The 3,346-nt window shown below is 70.9% G+C and carries 2 protein-coding genes; one reads left to right on the top strand and one right to left on the bottom strand.

Going from position 1 to position 3,346, the window contains the following annotated elements; all coding sequences use genetic code 11:
* On the bottom strand, window positions 1–1,504 hold a 1,504-nt coding region (locus ACFFNX_RS45595; protein WP_378212561.1), incomplete at its 3' end, for an amino acid adenylation domain-containing protein.
* A gap of 282 nt (window positions 1,505–1,786) precedes the next feature.
* On the opposite strand from ACFFNX_RS45595, the gene ACFFNX_RS45590 reads away from it, so the two are divergent.
* Window positions 1,787–3,346, top strand: a 1,560-nt coding sequence (locus ACFFNX_RS45590) for a fatty acyl-AMP ligase (RefSeq protein ID WP_378212560.1), incomplete at its 3' end; no start/stop codon positions are given.

Raw genomic sequence — 3,346 nt, 5'->3', positions numbered from 1 at the left:
CGGCGCCGATCGCCGGCGCCGGCAGCGCACGGCGGTCGACCTTGCCCGCGGTGTTCCGGGGCAGCGAGGGCAGGACGACGACGGCCGCGGGCACCATGTGGCGGGGCAGGTTCGCCCGCAGCCGCCCGCGAAGGGCCTCCGGCGCCAGGCCGTCCGCGACACCGCCCACGTAGGCGACCAGCCGCCGGTCGTCGAGGACGGTCGCGAAGGCCTCGCGCACGCCGGGATGGCACAGGAGCTCGGCCTCGATCTGGCCCGGCTCGACGCGGAACCCGCGGATCTTCAGTTGGCCGTCGACACGGCCGCGGTATTCCAGGCTCCCGTCCGCACGCCACGCGACGAGGTCGCCGGTGCGGTACAGGCGGCCGTCGCCGAACCGGTTCGGCACGAACGCCCGGGCCGTCTCCTCGGGGCGGCCGAGGTAGCCTCGCGCGAGCTGTACGCCGCCGACGTGGAGTTCGCCGACCGGCGCGGGCTCTCCGCCCTCGCCGAGCACGTGGAGTTCGACGCCGGGCAGGGGCCGCCCGATCGACGCCTCGCCGTCCGCCGAGGTCGGATCGACGATTCCGGCGGTGACGCAGACGGTGGTCTCGGTCGGCCCGTAGCTGTTCCAGAGCCTCACCCGGTCTCCCACCAGAGCGTGCCAGGGCGGGAGGAGCTCGGGGCGGAGGCGTTCCCCGCCGACGATGACCTGGCGGAGCGACGGCGGCAGCGTCAGCCCTTCGTCGCGGCAGGTCGCCACGAGTTCGTGCCAGAAGGCGGTGGGCAGGTCGAGCACGGTGACGCGGGCCCGGTCGCAGTGGGCGAGAAAGGCCGCCATCGAGTCCAGCGACCCGGGGAGCCGGCAGACCAGCCGCCCGCCCGCGCCCAGGCAGGTGAACACCTCCTCCACGCTCGCGTCGAAGGCCAGAGAGGCGAACTGGAGACAGCGGTCCGCCGAGGTGAGCCCATAAGTCTCAATGGCGCCGGTCACGTAATTGGCCGCCGCGGCGTGCGGGATTGCCACGCCTTTCGGCCGGCCCGTGGATCCGGAGGTATAGATCACGTAAGCTAGATCATGCGCTGAGACGCCGACCCGCGGCTCCGTTTCCGGCTCATTCCGCGCTTCGGCGAATCCCGCATCGGCGTGCAATATCGGAAGATCCGCTGATGGTACGGCCGTCGACTCCCGGCTTGTCACCAACATCTTCGCCGAGGTGTCCGCCAGGATTTTCTCCGTCCATTTGACGGGAAACGACGGGTCGAGCGGCACATAGGCCGCCCCGGATTTGAGCACTCCGATAATGGCGGCGATCGCCTCGGGCGAGCGCTCCAGCGCGATGGCCACGCGAGTGTCGGCCGCCACGCCGGTCCGAAGCAGGCGGTTCGCCACGCGATTCGCCATCCGGTCCAGCTCAGAATAGGTGAGGCGGCGTTCGCCGTATTCGACGGCGACCGCCTGCGGCCGGCGCGCCACGCTGCGCGCGAAGCCCGCGTGAAGTGCGACGTCAGAGCGTTTCAACATGCTGGTTGAAGAGGGCAATGGGGACTGCCTTCCGGTCGGCTCGGCCTTTGCATCCGATCGAGCCAGGGTGCTGACAAGTGCGTTGGCGCGAAGAATGCCAAGCGCTTTTATCATTGCCGGACCAAGTTTTCTCGAGACTAACCGCGAAAAGAAACGCGAGTCAACTCCGATGCGCCTTGACAAATCGTCATTCTGATCGACAGGCTATGCCGCCAAGCCCCCGACCGAGGGCGCGCAAGTCCACTTGTGTTTCCGTGAGACGGCGTAAGGTAGGGTCCGATTTTGCGAACTCTCATCGATCTGGTGCGCGCACGCGCCGAGGCCGATCCCGATTTTCTGACCTACCACTTTCTGCACGACGGCCGGACCGACGCGCGGGCGGATTCGCTCTCCACCGGAGAGCTTGAAATCCGGGCGCGGGCGATCGCGGCCGCGCTGATCGAGGCGGGTGCCGGCGGGCGGACCGCCCTCCTGCTGTATCCGCCGGGCATCGACTACATCACGGCGTTCTTCGGTTGCCTGTTCGCCGGTGTCGTGGCGGTGCCGGTCTACCCGCCCACCGGCCACGCGGGTCGCGCGATGCCGCGCCTGCTCCGGATCCTGCGCGACGCCGGGGCGACGACCGTCCTGACGACCGGCGCCTTCGCCGAACTCTCGCCACCCGCGGACCTGGCCCCGGAGCTCGCGGACTTCACCTGGATCGCGACCGACGAGGTGGACGACTCCAGGGCCGCGGACTGGAGCGAACCGGGGACCGGCTCCGACGGCCTGGCCCTGCTGCAGTACACCTCCGGCTCCACCGCCGACCCCAAGGGGGTCATGCTCACCCACCGCACCCTGCTCCACAACCTGGGCCTGATCCGCGACCACTTCCGTCTCGAACCGCGGACCCACGCGGTCATCTGGCTGCCGCCGTACCACGACATGGGACTCATCGGCGGCATCCTGGCTCCGCTGTTCGCCGGCTCGTCCGCCGTCCTCATGTCGCCGCCCGCCATGCTCGAACGGCCCTTGCGCTGGCTGGAGGCGATCGGGCACTGGGAGGCGACGCACAGCGGCGGCCCGAACTTCGCCTATGAGCTGTGCGTGCGCAAGAGCGAGCCGGAAGAGCGCGCCCGCATCGACCTGCGTTCGTGGCGGGTGGCCTTCAACGGCTCCGACACGGTGCGCGGGGACTCACTGGACCGGTTCGCCCGCGCGTTCGCGCCGTCGGGGTTCCGCCCCGAGGCGTTCCTGCCCTGTTACGGCCTGGCCGAGGCGACGCTTCTGGTGACCGCCAAGGAGGTCGGCCGGCCGGTCACGGTGCGCGAGGCCGAGGACGGTTCGCGACTCGTCGGCTGCGGCCGGGCCGTGGGAGGGCAGGAGGTCCTCGTCGTGGATCCGGCCGACGGCCGGGTGCGCGGTCCAGGAGAGATCGGCGAGGTGTGCGTCAGCGGGCCGAGCGTCGCCGCCGGGTACTGGAACCGGCCCGAGGAGACCGCGCGGACGTTCGCCCCCCACCCGTCGCGGCCGGGGACACGCATGCTCCGCACCGGCGACCTGGGCCTCCTCACCGAGGACGGCGAGCTGTTCGTCCGCGGCCGGCTGAAGGACCTGCTCATCATCCGCGGCCGCAACCACTACCCGCAGGACATCGAGGAGACCGTGGAGAGCGCGCACGACGCCCTGCGCCGTGGGGACGGCGCCGCGTTCTCGGTGGAGGCCGAGGGCGAGGAGCGTCTCGTCGTCGTCTGGGCCGTGGCCGACGGGGCGGACGCGCTCCCGGCCGTCATCGGCAAGGCGATCCGGGCCGTCGTCGCCGAGGCGCTCGGCGTCGCCGTGCACGCGATCGCGCTCGTGCCG

Origin of the sequence: Actinoallomurus acaciae (assembly GCF_042429965.1) — a bacterium.
GTDB classification, from domain to species: domain Bacteria; phylum Actinomycetota; class Actinomycetes; order Streptosporangiales; family Streptosporangiaceae; genus Actinoallomurus; species Actinoallomurus acaciae.
Note: the sequence above shows the minus strand (reverse complement) of the source record. Positions and strands in the feature narration are given on the sequence as shown.